This window comes from Priestia sp. TGN 0903 (genome assembly GCF_050846855.1).
Taxonomy (GTDB): domain Bacteria; phylum Bacillota; class Bacilli; order Bacillales; family Bacillaceae_H; genus Priestia; species Priestia zanthoxyli.
Genome location: NZ_JBOZGL010000006.1, coordinates 358,197 through 373,930 on the forward strand (window position 1 = coordinate 358,197; position 15,734 = coordinate 373,930).

12 protein-coding genes and 1 rRNA gene are annotated in these 15,734 nt (G+C 37.4%); 7 read left to right on the forward strand and 6 right to left on the reverse strand.

Annotated features, from left to right (window positions below; translation table 11 throughout):
- Nucleotides 1-30: 30 nt before the first annotated feature.
- The 6 genes from mnmG to rpmH all read right to left on the reverse strand — a co-directional run bounded on the left by mnmG (nt 31) and on the right by rpmH (nt 5,743).
- Complete coding sequence (mnmG, locus tag ACRPLY_RS21220; protein ID WP_013059925.1) at nt 31-1,920, reverse strand: tRNA uridine-5-carboxymethylaminomethyl(34) synthesis enzyme MnmG; 1,890 nt, start codon at nt 1,918-1,920, stop codon at nt 31-33.
- Nucleotides 1,921-1,942: 22 nt separating this feature from the next.
- Nucleotides 1,943-3,331: a tRNA uridine-5-carboxymethylaminomethyl(34) synthesis GTPase MnmE gene (gene mnmE, locus ACRPLY_RS21225; protein WP_028411914.1), complete on the reverse strand. Its 1,389-nt coding sequence runs from the start codon at nt 3,329-3,331 to the stop codon at nt 1,943-1,945.
- Between the two features lie 307 nt (nt 3,332-3,638).
- On the reverse strand, nt 3,639-4,268 hold the full coding sequence (jag, locus tag ACRPLY_RS21230) for an RNA-binding cell elongation regulator Jag/EloR (protein WP_028411913.1): 630 nt from the start codon (nt 4,266-4,268) through the stop codon (nt 3,639-3,641).
- The gene (gene spoIIIJ, locus ACRPLY_RS21235; protein WP_028411912.1) at nt 4,265-5,029 is read right to left on the reverse strand and encodes a YidC family membrane integrase SpoIIIJ; all 765 of its coding nucleotides are present in this window, start codon (nt 5,027-5,029) and stop codon (nt 4,265-4,267) included. Before spoIIIJ ends, jag begins: the two co-directional genes overlap by 4 nt.
- A 115-nt stretch (nt 5,030-5,144) precedes the next feature.
- Entirely contained in the window at nt 5,145-5,498 is a 354-nt protein-coding gene (rnpA, locus tag ACRPLY_RS21240) for a ribonuclease P protein component (protein ID WP_013059929.1), read from the reverse strand.
- Between the two features lie 110 nt (nt 5,499-5,608).
- Nucleotides 5,609-5,743 (reverse strand): 50S ribosomal protein L34, encoded by a 135-nt coding sequence (rpmH, locus tag ACRPLY_RS21245; protein WP_013059930.1) that lies wholly within the window; start codon nt 5,741-5,743, stop codon nt 5,609-5,611.
- 754 nt (nt 5,744-6,497) lie between these two features.
- On the opposite strand from rpmH, the gene dnaA reads away from it, so the two are divergent.
- The 7 genes from dnaA to ACRPLY_RS21280 all read left to right on the forward strand — a co-directional run.
- A complete protein-coding gene (gene dnaA / locus ACRPLY_RS21250) occupies nt 6,498-7,841 on the forward strand; it encodes a chromosomal replication initiator protein DnaA (RefSeq protein WP_028411911.1) in 1,344 nt (447 codons plus the stop codon).
- A 186-nt stretch (nt 7,842-8,027) separates the two neighbouring features.
- Nucleotides 8,028-9,164: a DNA polymerase III subunit beta gene (gene dnaN, locus ACRPLY_RS21255; protein ID WP_013054821.1), complete on the forward strand. Its 1,137-nt coding sequence runs from the start codon at nt 8,028-8,030 to the stop codon at nt 9,162-9,164.
- Between the two features lie 100 nt (nt 9,165-9,264).
- Nucleotides 9,265-9,480 (forward strand): S4 domain-containing protein YaaA, encoded by a 216-nt coding sequence (gene yaaA / locus ACRPLY_RS21260; protein WP_013054822.1) that lies wholly within the window; start codon nt 9,265-9,267, stop codon nt 9,478-9,480.
- 14 nt (nt 9,481-9,494) lie between these two features.
- The gene (gene recF / locus ACRPLY_RS21265) at nt 9,495-10,613 is read left to right on the forward strand and encodes a DNA replication/repair protein RecF (protein ID WP_432232104.1); all 1,119 of its coding nucleotides are present in this window, start codon (nt 9,495-9,497) and stop codon (nt 10,611-10,613) included.
- 240 nt (nt 10,614-10,853) lie between these two features.
- The gene (gyrB, locus tag ACRPLY_RS21270; RefSeq protein WP_028411910.1) at nt 10,854-12,770 is read left to right on the forward strand and encodes a DNA topoisomerase (ATP-hydrolyzing) subunit B; all 1,917 of its coding nucleotides are present in this window, start codon (nt 10,854-10,856) and stop codon (nt 12,768-12,770) included.
- 126 nt (nt 12,771-12,896) lie between these two features.
- Nucleotides 12,897-15,407, forward strand: a complete 2,511-nt coding sequence (gene gyrA, locus ACRPLY_RS21275; protein ID WP_033580879.1) for a DNA gyrase subunit A — start codon at nt 12,897-12,899, stop codon at nt 15,405-15,407.
- Nucleotides 15,408-15,673: 266 nt separating this feature from the next.
- A 16S ribosomal RNA gene (locus ACRPLY_RS21280) occupies nt 15,674-15,734 on the forward strand; the annotation flags it as partial.

A 15,734-nucleotide genomic window follows, 5' to 3' on the forward strand; every position in this document is an offset into this window, starting at 1 on the left:
TGAGTTTCCCTTTCTTCGCGCCTAAGAGTTTTAATCATTTGATACTTTAGCGATGCGCCCTTGTTCAATATAAACAAGCAAGATTGAAATATCAGCTGGGTTGACTCCAGAAATACGTGAAGCTTGCGCTACCGTTAGTGGACGCACTTGGTTTAATTTTTGACGGGCTTCTGTAGCTAAACCGTTAATTGCATCATAATCGATATAATCAGGAATCTTTTTGTTTTCTAACTTCTTCAAGCGTTCAACTTGTTGAAGTGATTTCTGAATATATCCTTCGTATTTCACCTGAATTTCTACTTGTTCAGCTACTTCAGGATCTACCGTCTCATCCGCTGGTGCTAATTGATGAATATGAGTATACGTCATTTCAGGGCGGCGAAGTAAATCTGTCGCACGAATGCCATCTTTTAATTCGCTGCCGCCAGCTTCTTTAATCAGTTGTTGAACAGCTTCATTCGGCTTAATAATAAAAGAGAAAAGACGTTTCTTCTCTTGCTCGATTTCCGCTTTCTTTTGTTCAAATTTAGCATAGCGCTCATCGCTGATTAATCCTAGTTCACGACCAATTTCAGTGAGGCGTAAATCAGCGTTGTCGTGACGAAGTAATAAACGATATTCTGCACGCGATGTTAGCAGACGATACGGTTCATTTGTTCCTTTTGTTACTAAATCATCCACCAATACACCGATGTAAGCATCAGAACGTCCTAAGATGACTTCTTCTTGTTCCAGCGCTCTTCTTCCCGCGTTAATTCCGGCAAGAAGACCTTGGCCTGCAGCTTCTTCATAACCAGACGTTCCGTTAATTTGTCCAGCCGTATAAAGATTTTTAATTTTCTTCGTTTCCAGCGTTGGCCATAACTGAGTCGGAACAATTGCATCATATTCAATAGCATAGCCCGCACGCATCATTTGGACTTTTTCAAGACCAGGAATTGTTGCAAGCATTTGACGCTGTACGTGCTCAGGAAGGCTTGTTGATAGTCCTTGAACATACACTTCTTGCGTATTTCGTCCTTCTGGCTCTAAGAAAATTTGGTGACGCGGTTTATCATTAAAGCGCACAACCTTATCTTCAATAGATGGACAGTAGCGTGGTCCAGTACCTTTGATCATCCCAGAATACATAGGGGATAAGTGGAGGTTGTCATCAATAATTTGATGCGTTTGTTCACTTGTATATGTTAACCAGCAAGGCAATTGATCTGTAATGTACTGTGTTGTTTCATATGAGAAAGCACGAGGCACATCATCACCAGGCTGAATCTCCGTTTTGCTGTAATCGATAGTTGAGCTATTAACACGAGGTGGAGTTCCTGTTTTAAAACGGACCATGTCCAGTCCTAACTCCTCTAAGTGTTCAGAAAGCTTAATAGCAGGTTGTTGATTGTTAGGACCGCTTGAGTATTTTAGTTCACCTAAAATAATTTCCCCGCGTAAGAATGTTCCTGTCGTAATAACAACTGTTTTAGCTTTATACACAGCTCCCGTTTGAGTGACAACACCTGTACATACACCGTCTTCTACGATTAACTGTTCTACCATGCCTTGCATAAGGGTTAGGTTTTCTTCATTTTCTAACGTTTTTTTCATTTCATGCTGATAAGCAAATTTATCTGCTTGAGCTCTAAGTGCTCGAACAGCCGGACCTTTTCCTGTGTTTAACATTCTCATTTGAATATGAGTTTTATCGATATTTCTACCCATTTCTCCGCCAAGAGCATCAATTTCACGTACGACAATACCTTTTGCAGGACCACCTACAGAAGGATTGCAGGGCATAAACGCCACCATGTCTAAGTTGATGGTCAACGTTAACGTTTTAGCACCCATACGCGCAGAAGCAAGCGCCGCTTCACATCCTGCATGACCTGCTCCAATGACAATAACATCATATTGTCCACCTTCATATTGCATAATAGTAGCCTCCTTTAATAATCTATTTTCCTAAACAGAATTGAGAGAACAACTGATCAATTAAGCTTTCGTGAACAGCATCACCAATAATTTCACCTAATAGTTCCCACGTTCTTGTTAAATCAATTTGGACAATATCGATTGGAACACCACTTTCAATACCTGTGATGGCCTCATCGATAGCTCCTCTTGCTTGCGTTAAAAGCGCAATATGTCTCGTATTAGATAAATATGTTAAATCTTGAGATTCAATTGTTCCTTCAAAGAAAAGAGCTGCGATTGCTTCTTCAAGCTGATCCACTCCTTGTTCTTGAAGAAGCGAAGTCGTCACTACTGGATGATCACCAGCAAATTGCTGCACTTCCTCTAGATTAATTTTTTGCTCAAGATCTGTTTTATTCACAATAACAATAACGTCCATGCCTTCTACAGCTTCAAATAGCTTTTTATCTTCGTCCGTTAATTCTTCATTGAAATTCAACACAAGCAAAATTAAATCCGCTTCTTTCAAATACTGACGGGAGCGTTCCACACCAATTCGTTCTACAATATCTTCTGTTTCACGAATTCCAGCTGTATCAACTAATCGTAGAGGAACTCCTCGCACATTAACGTACTCTTCGATCACATCTCGCGTCGTTCCAGGAATGTCTGTGACAATAGCCTTTGCATCTTGCACTAAACTATTTAGAAGAGAAGATTTCCCTACATTAGGACGTCCAATAATAACCGTAGCTAATCCTTCTCTTAAAATTTTCCCTTGATGAGAGGTTTGAAGAAGCTTATCAATTTCTTGGCGTACATTTGAAGCTTTTTCGATCAACACTTGGTGAGTCATTTCCTCTACATCGTCATATTCTGGATAGTCAATGTTCACTTCTACATGGGCAAGTGTTTCGAGAATTTCCTGGCGTAAATGACGTACTAGCTTGGACAAACGCCCTTCCATTTGGCCAATTGCCATATTCATCGCTTTATCTGTTTTGGCACGAATTAAATCCATTACAGCTTCTGCTTGTGATAAGTCTACTCGACCATTTAAAAATGCTCGTTTTGTAAACTCACCTGGCTCGGCTAAACGGGCACCATTTGCAATAACTAACTGCAGCACACGATTAACGGATACAATTCCTCCGTGACAGTTAATTTCAATAATGTCTTCTCTAGTAAATGTCTTGGGACCTTTCATAATGGAAAGCATCACTTCTTCAACGACTTGCTCCGTCTTGGGATCTACGATATGACCGTAGTGAATAGTATGAGAAGCTACGTCTGTTAATCGTTTATTCGAAACGCTTTTAAAGATACGATCTGCAATCGTAATTGCTTCTTCACCACTCAGGCGGACGATGGCAATAGCTCCTTCTCCCATTGGTGTAGAAATGGCCGCAATTGTATCAAAATCTAGCACCAACTTCACCTCATTTCATTTTATAAACCTTTTATTTTAAACGATGTTATATACTATCATCGTTAACAATTTTCTACGAACAAAAACATCTATTTTAAGGCCCGTGATTTGTATGAACCAAATAAATAGAATACCACAATTCACCGATTTGGAACATCTCTAACGTTCTTCTGTTATACACAGCAAGAAAAACAGGCAGTATGTACTATTTTAACTTATCCACATGTGAATAACAACGTATGCATCTTGATTTTTTTGAACGCTAGATCGATAAAATAAGCATATAAAAAAGCACTAGCTTATTTTGCTAGTGCTTTTTGGCAACTGGCTGAACCAAAATACTTCTTTTCGGTTCTTTGCCAACGGATTGTGTCTCAACTAAAGAATTTTTAGCTAACGCTTGGTGAATCATTTTTCTTTCATGGGAAGGCATTGGTTCTAGTTGAACAGATCGATTCGTTTTAATCGCCTGATTAGCTATTTTTAATGCCAGTTTTTCGACCATTTCTTTTCGTTTTTCCCGGTAGCCTTCTGGATTTAAGACAACATTTAAAAATTGCTGACTGTATCGATTAGCTACCAATTGTGTGAGAAGCTGGAGCGCATTGAGGGTTTGTCCATGTTTTCCAATCAACATTCCCGCTGAATCGCTACTAATCTCAATTATGCAGTTTCTGGAGGTTTTTTTGACGTTCGTATGAATCGAAATCCCCATTTCACGGCTAACATTTGTAATAAAATGAACCGCTTCCTCTACAGGGTCAACTATTTTTGTAACTTTTACAACTGCGGGTTTTCCCTTAAAGATTCCTAAAAATCCTTTTTTACCTGGTTCAATTATTTCTACATTTGTTTGATTTCGCTCTACTTCTAAAGCATTTAATGCTTCTTGAACAGCAGCTTCAATCGTCTGGGCCGTAATTGTGATTTCGTTCATTTTTTAACCCCTTCAATATTCGCTTGTTTTAAGTCTGGCCCTTTAATGAAGTAGGTTTGAATAATCATAAATAGATTTCCCACTACCCAATAAAGAGATAAGGCGGCTGGAAAATTGATTGCAAAAACCACAATCATGATCGGCATAATCCAAAGCATCATAGCCATTTGAGGATTTTGATTTGCATTTCCGGCCATCATCATCTTTTGCTGAATAAACGTTGTGATTCCTGCGACAATTGGTAAGATAAATAGCGGATCACGCGCACCTAAATCAAACCATAAAAAGCTGTTGTTTGCGATTTCCGAAGTTCGTGTAATCGCGTGGAAAATCCCAATAAGAATGGGCATTTGAATTAGAATTGGGAAGCACCCAGCTAAAGGATTTACTCCGTAAGTTTGGAATAATGCCATCGTTTCTTTCTGCAATTGCTGCTGCGTCTGGGCATCTTTTGAACTGTACTTCTCCTTTAACTTCTGCATTTCGGGCTGAAGCATCTGCATTGCTTTCGTGTTTCTCATCTGTTTGATCATAAGCGGTAGAATAAGTAAGCGAATCAGGATCGTGACAACGATGATCGCAACTCCATAGCTTTTAAATACCTCCGCCAGATACGTAATGACTAATGACAGCGGATACACAACATACTCATTCCAAAAACCTTTACTATCATCTGTAATAGGTTGGTTCATTTCCGTACAACCCGCTAAAACAGTTAATAGAAAGATAAGCGTTATCCCTAAAAACAACTTCTTCTTCACCTGTTTTTCCTCCTTCTACATGTTCACCTTTCAATTCTGAAAGTGCGTCAAAATCCATTATATAAGGATGCGGTAGAAAAACAACAGCTATTAAAGGCTTTTCTTCTATTGTTTATTAATCGTTTTGTCTATGTGTAAGTAATTTGCCACGCTTAAAGACATGCTGCAAACTGCTTTTAATTTCTTCATAGCTCATTGTTGCAGCAGGCTGCCTTGCAATTACAATATAATCTTTGTCTTGCTTTAAATACGGTGTGAATTCAAACATAATTTGTTTAGCAAGGCGCTTAACTCGATTACGAGTCACGGCATTTCCAATCTTTTTGCCCACGGAGAATCCTACGCGGAAATGTTCTTGATCCGGTTTGTCTAGAACATACAAGACAAATTGGCGATTCGCTACGGACTTGCCCTTTTTAAAAACGGTTTGAAATTCATCATTCTTTTTTATACGATATCTTTTTTTCATTTTTAACAACTCCTGCCCTTTTTCAGGTCATGCTTTTATGTAGTCCCTACAGGAACAGAGGTGATTTTAGCCTTAGAAAGCGAAAAAAGACCACTGGCGTCAGTGGTCTATTATGCTGATAATACTTTTCTTCCTTTACGACGACGACGAGCTAAAACTTTACGTCCATTCGCTGAGCTCATACGAGCGCGGAAACCGTGTACTTTACTGTGCTTACGTTTGTTTGGTTGGTAAGTTCTTTTCATCTATAAACACCTCCTCGAGGAATAACTGAAAAAGACAGTCCTTGCAATTATAATGAAAAGACTAAGAAGATGTCAATGTTATTTAAAAAATAAAATTTTCAATCTCTTGGTTTCATTATCTGTTTTACTCAATCTTCTTCATTCTAATATCTTTATAACCCAATTGTCTATACCTAATCAATAAAATTCATTGATTTATTAAAGAAAAAATTTTTCCTTTTCATCTCTTTTTCTTTCTCTACCAGCTGTGATCGCATCGTTACTGAACAAAACTACAACAATAAATGTTATAAAAAGCCTCTTTTTTATTCAAATTCTTCTCTTAAACCTTTGTGGATAAGTTTTTTCGACATTTTTCTACTTTTCCATTTCTTATCGACAACTCATGCACACTATCTTGTGTTGTGGAAAACTTTTCTCCACAAGGTGTAGTGATTGTGGATAAGTTTCGAAAATTCATTGCATCATGCCGAATTCTTTGATATTATATTTTTGTTTTCACTCTTAATTACTTTTCCACAGTTGGTTTTTATCCACAAACTGTGGACAACTTGTGGACATCATTTCCACTATCACTGTATAAAGTTATCCACACCATGTGGAATCTGTCGAATAGTCGGCTTTCTTCTATAATATATATTTACCCACATAATAGCAATTGTATAAATATAATTTTTTTATGCATAAGGTTTTGTACAGGTTGTACAAGGGTTGTACAAAGCGCATGAAAACTAGAAAAAGGAGGGGTTACTCGTTGGAAAACATTCATGATTTATGGAACAGAGCTTTAGATCAAATTGAAAAAAAATTAAGCAAACCTAGTTTTGAAACCTGGCTCAAATCGACAAAAGCTCATGCTTTGCAAGGAGACACGCTCATTATTACTGCGCCTAATGATTTTGCACGGGACTGGTTAGAATCTAGGTATTCTAATTTAATTGCTGAAACACTTTACGACCTTACGGGGGAAGAGTTAGATGTGAAATTTATTATTCCTCCTAACCAGGCCGAGGAAGAATTCGATATTCAAACTCCTAAAAAGAAAGTCAATAAAGACGAAGGAGCAGAATTCCCTCAAAGTATGCTAAATTCGAAGTATACCTTTGATACATTTGTTATCGGATCTGGGAATCGTTTTGCCCATGCAGCTTCTTTAGCAGTAGCAGAGGCGCCGGCTAAAGCGTATAATCCGCTTTTTATTTACGGGGGAGTAGGATTAGGTAAAACACACTTAATGCACGCAATAGGCCACTATGTGTTAGATCATAATCCTGCTGCTAAAGTCGTGTACTTATCATCTGAAAAATTCACAAATGAGTTTATTAACTCTATTCGTGACAATAAAGCAGTAGAATTCCGCAACAAATACCGCAATGTAGATGTTTTACTGATTGATGATATTCAATTCTTAGCGGGTAAAGAGCAGACACAAGAAGAATTTTTCCATACGTTTAATACGCTTCATGAAGAAAGCAAGCAGATTGTCATCTCAAGTGATCGACCGCCGAAAGAAATTCCTACACTTGAAGATCGACTTCGTTCTCGCTTTGAATGGGGCCTTATTACAGACATCACACCACCAGATTTGGAAACACGAATTGCTATTTTGCGTAAAAAAGCAAAAGCGGACGGCTTAGTTATTCCAAATGAAGTTATGCTTTATATCGCCAATCAGATTGATTCAAATATCAGAGAATTAGAAGGAGCACTTATTCGCGTAGTAGCTTATTCTTCACTAATTAATAAAGATATAAACGCTGATTTAGCAGCAGAAGCATTAAAAGATATCATTCCTAGTTCAAAACCTAGGGTTATTACGATTCAAGATATCCAACAGATTGTTGGACAAGAATTTAATATAAAATTAGATGATTTCAAAGCGAAGAAACGTACAAAGTCAGTAGCGTTTCCTCGACAAATTGCCATGTACCTTTCTCGCGAACTAACGGATTTTTCGCTGCCTAAAATTGGAGAAGAGTTTGGCGGGCGAGACCATACTACGGTCATCCATGCTCATGAAAAAATCTCAAAACTTGTTCAAACAGATACTGACCTACAAAAACAAATTAAAGAAATAAGTGAATCACTAAAAATATAGGCTTTTTTTACTTGTATTTTGTGTATAAGTGAGTTAGGATTGTACACAGTCTGTCCACATGCGGATAGGCTGTGTTCTCACGTTTTTAGGGGTTATCCACATTTCCACAGCCCCTATTACTACTACTATCTTAAAATATAATAAATAATAAGCTTTTAAACCTACTTTTAAGGAGGATTAATTATTATGAAATTTATCATACAGAAAGACTACCTAGTTCAAAGCGTTCAAGACGTTATGAAAGCTGTATCTTCTAGAACAACAATTCCAATTTTAACAGGGATTAAAATTGTAGCGACTGAAGAAGGTGTTACTTTAACCGGAAGTGATTCCGATATCTCTATTGAATCGTTTATTCCAAACGAGGAAGAAGGAAAAGAGATTGTTGATATCCAAAAACCAGGAAGCGTTGTTCTCCCAGCTCGTTTCTTTAGTGAAATCGTCAAAAAGCTTCCTAAAGACATCGTAGAATTGGACGTCCAAAGTCACTTTTTAACAATCATTCGTTCAGGAAAAGCTGAATTTAACTTAAATGGTTTAGATGCAGAAGAGTATCCTCATTTGCCACAGATCGAAGAAAACAACATGTTTAGATTACCGACAGACTTATTAAAAAACATGATTCGACAAACTGTCTTTGCAGTGTCCACCTCAGAAACACGACCTATCTTGACAGGTGTAAACTGGAAAGTCGACGGCAAAGAATTAACGTGTATTGCCACTGACAGTCATCGTCTAGCTTTGCGAAAAGCGACCATTGAAACTGGAAATGAAGCAACGTATAATGTGGTTATTCCAGGTAAAAGTTTAAGTGAATTCAGTAAGATCCTTGATGATTCTCATGAATTAGTAGACATCGTTATCACGGAAAATCAAGTATTATTCAAAACAAAACACTTACTATTTTTCTCAAGATTACTGGACGGAAATTATCCTGACACTTCAAGATTGATCCCAGCCGATAGTAAAACGGATGTTATATTGAACGTAAAAGAATTTTTACAATCGATTGACCGTGCTTCTTTATTAGCTCGTGAAGGAAGAAACAACGTAGTAAAACTATCTACGCTGGATGAAGGAATTGTTGAAATTTCTTCTAACTCTCCTGAAATCGGAAAAGTAATTGAAGAGGTACAAAGTCAGTCTATCTCAGGAGAAGAATTAAAAATTTCTTTTAGCGCAAAATATATGTTAGACGCATTAAAAGCGCTCGAAGGAACAGATATCAAAATTAACTTCACTGGTGCGATGCGTCCATTTGTCATTCGAACATTAGAGGATGATTCAATGCTGCAGCTGATTTTACCAGTGCGAACATATTAAATCTCAGAAAGCTACTAGCATGCCGTACTAGTAGCTTTCTTTTCTCAAGAAGAATTATTTAGTAAAATAGAGATACATCATTAGAAAGTGAGAGAGTCGCATGAAAACAGAGGTTAAAATTTCAACTGAATACATTACGCTTGGCCAGTTTTTAAAACTAGCAGACGTCATTCAAACAGGTGGAATGGTAAAATGGTTTTTAAGTGAGCACGAAGTATATGTGAACGGGGAGCTAGAAGAGCGCCGCGGGCGTAAATTATATGCAAATGACGAAGTGGATATACCGGCTGCAGGATCATTTGTTGTTATTACTTAAAGTTGGTGAAACGTTTGTATATTAAAGAAATTACTTTAACAAATTACCGAAACTATACGAAGACAACGATTCCCTTTGAAAATAAAGTAAACGTCATTTTGGGTGAAAACGCACAGGGTAAAACAAACGTGATGGAATCGATCTTCGTATTATCTATGGCTAAATCTCATCGTACGTCCAACGATAAAGAATTAATTAAATGGGACTGTGAGTATGCAAAGCTATCGGGCATTGTAGAAAAGCATAGAGGGCCCGTTACACTGGATTTAGTTCTCTCAACAAAAGGGAAAAAAGCAAAATATAATCACATTGAGCAGAAAAAACTCAGTCAATATATAGGGTCAATTAACACTGTCATGTTTGCTCCGGAGGATTTGAACCTAGTTAAAGGGAGTCCGCAAGTAAGGCGCAAATTTATCGATATGGAAATTGGTCAAGTTTCGCCTGTTTACATGCATGATTTAAGCAGGTATCAAAAGATTTTGCAGCAAAGAAATCAATATTTGAAGCAGCTGCAGACCAAAAAACAAACGGATCTTTCACTTTTAGACGTACTTACGTTACAGTTAAGTGAAATGGCAGCGAAAATCTTAAAAAAACGTTTTGAGTTTTTACAGTTACTCCAACAGTGGGCAGAGCCTATTCATAAAGGGATCAGTCGAGACTTAGAAACATTAAAAATTGAGTATAAGAATTCAATTGATGTATCAGAAGATGCAGATTTGTCGAAAATGTTAGAAGCATATCATCAAAAGTTTGATAAAATAAAAAGTAGAGAAATTGATAGAGGTGTCACCTTAGCAGGACCACACCGTGATGATCTTCTTTTCTACGTTAATGAAAAAGACGTTCAAACATTTGGTTCACAAGGGCAACAGCGGACGACTGCTTTATCGTTAAAGCTTGCTGAAATTGAGTTAATTCATCAAGAAGTAGGTGAATATCCAATTTTGCTTTTAGATGACGTATTGTCTGAATTAGATGATTTTCGTCAATCACACTTGCTAAATACCATTCAAGGAAAAGTTCAGACGTTTGTAACGACAACGAGCATTGAAGGAATTCATCACGAGACCTTAGAAAAAGCGGCTACATATCATGTAGAAGCTGGCCAAATTCAAAAGGTCAAATAGCAATTGATCTGTCTAAAAACTTTTCACAAGGCAATCTAACTGAAATATGATATCATTATAGTTTTAAGTCTATATATTTCAACTCGTACCCTCGATTATGAAAATTTTGTGCATAAGTAAACAAATGGCAAATACATTAAAGGCTCCGTATTATTTCCACATAATATTCGAAAAACATAATACAAAATGATAAATACAGCAGTTTGCTGTTAAAAAAAAGTGTAGGTGATACATTTGACGATGGAACAAAAAGAAGTACAAGCATATGAAGCTGATCAGATACAAGTATTAGAAGGATTAGAAGCTGTTCGTAAACGTCCGGGGATGTATATTGGATCGACGAGCGCAAAGGGTTTACATCATCTTGTATGGGAAATTGTAGATAATAGTATTGATGAAGCGCTGGCCGGCTATTGCGATGAAATTAATGTTATTATCGAAAAGGATAATAGTATTACAGTCAAAGATAACGGTCGTGGAATTCCAGTTGGTATTCAAGAAAAAATGGGCAGACCTGCTGTTGAAGTTATCTTAACGGTTCTTCATGCCGGAGGTAAATTTGGCGGCGGCGGCTATAAAGTATCTGGTGGATTACACGGTGTAGGTGCCTCAGTTGTTAACGCACTTTCTACCTCTTTGGAAGTACACGTACATCGTGACGGTAAAGTTCATTATCAAAAATATGAACGAGGTGTACCGGCTGCTGACTTAAAAGTAGTTGGAGAAACAGATAAAACAGGTACTGTTATTCAATTCCATCCAGACGGTGAAATTTTTACAGAAACGCTTGAATACGATTTTGATACGTTAGCTAATCGTCTGCGTGAGTTAGCTTTCTTAAACCGCGGCATTAAAATTACGATTGAAGACAAACGTGAAGAAGATAAAAGACGTGAATACCATTACGAAGGCGGAATTAAGTCTTACGTTGAACACTTAAACCGTTCGAAAGAAGTGATTCACGAAGAGCCGATCTATATTGAAGGTAATCGAGACAACATTTCTGTAGAAATTGCTATTCAATATAACGATAGCTACACAAGTAATTTATATTCTTTCGCAAACAACATTCACACATATGAAGGTGGAACGCACGAAGCAGGATTTAAAACAGCGTTAACGCGTGTAATTAACGACTATGCACGTAAAAACAGCGTATTTAAAGATAGTGACGCCAATTTAACGGGTGAAGATGTTCGTGAAGGAATTACAGCTATTATCTCTATTAAGCACCCAGATCCGCAGTTTGAAGGACAAACAAAAACAAAGCTGGGAAATAGTGAAGCAAGAACAATTACTGACTCTGTGTTTGCAGAACACTTAGAAACTTACTTGCTAGAGAACCCTATTGTGGCGAAAAAGGTAATTGAAAAAGGTTTAATGGCTGCAAGAGCAAGAATGGCAGCTAAAAAAGCTCGTGAGCTTACAAGACGTAAAAGCGCGCTTGAAATTTCAAACTTACCGGGTAAATTAGCAGATTGTTCATCAAAAGATCCTTCTATTAGCGAACTCTATGTAGTAGAGGGTGACTCTGCCGGAGGTTCAGCTAAGCAGGGAAGAAGCCGTCATTTCCAAGCTATTTTGCCTTTGCGCGGTAAAATTATCAACGTAGAGAAAGCGCGTTTAGATAAAATTTTATCTAATAACGAAATTCGTACAATCATTACCGCTCTAGGAACGGGTATTGGTGACGATTTTGATATTTCGAAAGCCCGCTACCATAAAATTGTGATTATGACAGATGCAGACGTAGATGGTGCGCATATTCGTACGCTTCTTCTAACGTTCTTCTATCGCTATATGAGACAGATTATTGAGCACGGATATGTGTACATTGCCCAGCCGCCGCTTTACAAAGTTTCACAAGGTAAAAAAGTAGAGTACGCGTACAACGATCGTCAATTAGAAGAGGTATTAGCTTCTTTCCCTGAAGGCGCAAAACCAAACCTTCAGCGTTACAAAGGTTTAGGAGAGATGAATCCTGAACAATTATGGGAAACAACAATGGATCCAGAATTCCGTACCCTTCTTCAGGTGAACTTGCAAGATGCAATTGAAGCTGATGAGACATTTGAAATTTTAATGGGCGACAAAGTAGAACCGCGCCGTAATTTCATTGAAGAAAATGCTCAGTACGTAAAAAATCTCGATATTTAAATGAACGGTAATACCCTTTATATTTTTTATAAAGGGTATATAAACGTCAGGATAGAGATAGGTTCTATCCTGCGTTTACATATATATGAATTACTATACTGAACTTCGCGAAGGAGGTTCTTATCGATGTCAGATAAACCAAACTCTCAAATAAGAGAAGTAAATATTAGTCAAGAAATGCGCGCATCCTTTTTAGATTATGCAATGAGCGTAATTGTATCGCGTGCTTTACCAGATGTAAGAGACGGACTTAAGCCCGTGCACCGTCGTATTTTATATGCAATGAATGATTTAGGTATGGGATCGGATAAGCCATATAAAAAATCAGCTCGTATCGTAGGAGAAGTAATTGGTAAGTATCACCCACACGGTGACTCAGCTGTATATGAAACAATGGTTCGTATGGCACAAGATTTTAGCTATCGTTATATGCTAATTGACGGTCATGGAAACTTTGGATCTGTTGATGGAGATGCAGCAGCAGCTATGCGTTATACAGAAGCAAGAATGTCAAAAGTTTCGATGGAACTGTTACGTGACATCAATAAAGATACAATTGATTATCAAGATAACTATGACGGTTCTGAACGTGAACCAATTGTATTACCTGCTAGATTTCCAAATTTACTTGTAAACGGTTCAGCCGGAATTGCGGTAGGTATGGCGACAAATATTCCTCCGCATCAGTTAGGGGAAGTCATTGACGGCGTTTTAGCTGTAAGTCAAGACCCTGATATCACAATTGCAGAGTTAATGGAGATTATTCCAGGACCGGATTTCCCAACTGCAGGACAAATTCTTGGCCGCAGCGGGATTCGTAAAGCTTATGAAACTGGGAAAGGTTCTATTATTGTTCGCGCAAAAGTAGAAATTGAAGAACAAAACAATGGTAAACAAACTATTATTGTTCATGAACTTCCATACCAAGTAAATAAAGCAAAGCTAATTGAAAAAATTGCCGAGCTAGCTCGTGATAAGAAGATTGATGGAATTACGGACTTACGAGATGAGTCTGACCGTTCGGGTATGCGTATTGTTATTGAAGTAAGACGTGATGCAAATGCAAATGTTTTATTAAATAACTTATATAAGCAGACATCTCTTCAAACAAGTTTTGGTATTAATACTCTTGCATTAGTAGATGGACAGCCAAAAGTATTGAACTTAAAGCAATGTCTACAGTACTATTTAGACCATCAGGTAGTGGTGATTCGTCGTCGTACTGAATTTGAACTTCGAAAAGCCGAAGCACGTGCGCATATTTTAGAAGGTTTAAAGATTGCTCTTGATAATTTAGATGCTGTTATTGCTTTAATTAGAGGTTCTCAAACAACAGATATTGCACGTGAAGGATTAATGACGCAGTTTTCGTTATCTGAAAAACAAGCGCAAGCTATTTTGGATATGCGCCTGCAGCGTTTAACAGGATTAGAGCGAGAGAAGATTGAAGCGGAATATCAATCTTTATTAGCGCTAATTGCTGAATTAAAAGCTATTTTAGCAGATGAAGAAAAAGTATTAGAAATTATTAGAGAAGAACTAATAGAAGTAAAAGAAAGATTCAATGACGGCCGTCGAACAGAAATCGTAAGCGGAGGAGCTGAAATTATCGAAGACGAGGATCTGATTCCTCGCCAAGATATTGTTATTAGCTTAACGCACAACGGCTATATTAAACGTTTGCCTGTTTCTACGTATAAGAGTCAGCGAAGAGGCGGAAGAGGTATTCAAGGAATGAATACAAACGAAGATGATTTCGTTGAACATCTTCTAACAACGTCTACTCATGATACGATTCTCTTCTTTACAAATAAGGGAAAAGTTTACCGTACGAAAGGATACGAAATTCCAGAGTATGGAAGAACAGCTAAAGGGATACCTATTATTAACTTATTAGAAGTAGACAAAGGTGAATGGGTAAATGCCATCATTCGCGTCGATGAATTTGTAGACGATTGGTATCTATTCTTTACTACAAAACAAGGAATTTCTAAGCGTACACCTTTATCTTCTTTTGAGAACATTCGAAATAGCGGACTTATCGCCTTGAATTTAAGAGAAGAAGATGAATTGATTTCTGTTAAATTGACAGATGGTAAGCGCGATATGGTTATTGGAACGAAGAAGGGTATGTTAATTCGTTTTAATGAAAATGATGTTCGTTCAATGGGACGTACAGCTACTGGAGTTAAAGGGATTACTCTCGATTCAGAAGATGAAGTAATCGGTATGGAGATTCTCGAAGAACAATCAGATATCTTGATCATTACGAAAAATGGTTACGGAAAACGTACGCCGATTGAGGAATATCGTGTACAAACAAGAGGCGGTAAAGGTTTAAGAACATGTAATATCACTGATAAAAATGGTGATGTTGTCGCACTGAAATGCGTATCTCAAGAAGAAGATATTATGCTTATCACAGTAAGCGGCGTTCTTATCCGCGTTTCTGTTTCAGATATTTCACAAATGGGCCGTAACACACAAGGTGTCAAAGTCATCCGTTTAGGAGACGAAGAGTTTGTTTCAACGGTTGCAAAAGTACAAACTTCAGAAGATGAAGACGAAGTATTAGATGAATTAGATGAACATGAAGAGACAGATGTAATAATTGAAGCTGAAGAAACGGAAGAATAAAAAAAGCCCCTGAAAAAGCAGGGGCTTTTTTTTTATGTAAAAAAACCTTGCCATAGGCTTTTTATTTTGGTAATATATAAAAAGTCAGCAAAACACATATAAGTTTTTTAGTAGTTTTAAAAAAAGTTATATAAAAGTGTTGACAATGATTCTTATAAAGTGTTATTATATAGGAGTCGCTTTAAGACAAGAGTTCTTTGAAAACTGAACGAAATAGTAAACGTCAACGTTAATTTTTATTTTTTTAAACGAGCAAGTCAAACATTTCTTCGGAGAGTTTGATCCTGGCTCAGGATGAACGCTGGCGGCGTGCCTAATACATGCAAG